The 1,366-nt window shown below is 34.9% G+C and carries 1 protein-coding gene; it reads right to left on the reverse strand.

Going from position 1 to position 1,366, the window contains the following annotated elements; translation table 11 throughout:
• Positions 1-185 precede the first annotated feature (185 nt).
• On the reverse strand, positions 186-1,366 hold a 1,181-nt coding region (yfcC, locus tag L992_RS12740), incomplete at its 5' end, for a putative basic amino acid antiporter YfcC (RefSeq protein ID WP_047396655.1).

The following is a 1,366-nucleotide window of genomic DNA, read 5'->3' on the forward strand; positions in this document are numbered from 1 at the left end:
GTAGCTCAGTTGGTTAGAGCGCATGCCTGTCACGCATGAGGTCGCGAGTTCGACCCTCGTCACTCCCGCCATTAAATGAATTTTTTAAGATGTAGAAATACATCTTTTTTTTTATTCTTATATAAGAAATATCAAAAGTTGAAATAATAAAAGAGGGTGTAATTTAAAGTTACACCCTCTTTTGTTTATTGTAAATTTATTAAAACTCCAGCTATAACAAACAAAGATCCTAAAATAAATAAGATTCCTTGGAATTTAATCTGTTGCTTAGCCCAAGATCCCCATTCAATTTTAGCAATTCCTAAAATTGCCATTAAAATTCCAGAAGTTGGAACAATCATATTTGTAAATCCATCTCCCAATTGGAAAGCAAGTACAGCAACTTGTCTAGGAACTCCAACTAAATCAGAAAGTGGTGCCATAATTGGCATAGTAAGTGCAGCTTGACCAGATCCAGAAACAACAAAGAAATTAAATATAGACTGGAAGAAATACATCGCTATTGCAGATACAGAAGCGTGCAAGTTTCCTAAAATACCAGCTACAGAGTTTAAGATTGTATTTAAAACAGTAGGAGTCCCAGCGTCTATTCCACCTAAAACCAGTACAATTCCTTTTGCCATTCCAACAACTAAGGCGGCTCCAATTAAATCTTCAGCTCCTTTTCTAAAAGATGTGGCAATATCATTAACTGTCATGTCGTTTAGTTTAAATACTACTCCAATTATTCCAGAAACTATTCCCATAATTGTAAATTGAGCAGCTATTTCAGGAAGGTAATAACCGTGCAATACAACACCCCAAACAATCCAAGACATACCTAAGAATATAGTTAAGAATACTAGTTTGTGACCTAAAGTAAATTCTAAATCGTCAGTAGCATCCGCTTTGAAATCATCTCTAAAAAATTTATCAGTTTCATAAGAAATTGACAATTCTGGGTTTGCTTTTATTTTTTTAGCGTATCTCATCGTATAAAAAATTCCGAATGCAGTGAAAAATATCCACATAAAGATTCTGAACATGGCACCAGAGAGCACAGGAATTCCTGCAACACCTTGCGCAACAGCCACGCTGAATGGATTCATCCATGAGGTACCAAATCCAATTTGAGTTGATATGTAGCACATAAAGATACCTGTAATCGAATCATATCCCATACCAACAACAATAGGAATTAAAATCATAGCAAATGGTATAGCTTCCTCTCCCATACCAAATACAGCTCCACCAAGAGAGAAAAGCAGGAATACTAAAGGAATCAATAATACTTCAGATCCTTTTGTCTTCTTAATCATATTTAAAATTCCAGCTTCAACAGCTTTAGTTTTTAAAATAATACCGAAAGCTCCACCTGTAATCAGAA

It is taken from the genome of Cetobacterium sp. ZOR0034 (genome assembly GCF_000799075.1).
GTDB lineage: Bacteria > Fusobacteriota > Fusobacteriia > Fusobacteriales > Fusobacteriaceae > Cetobacterium_A.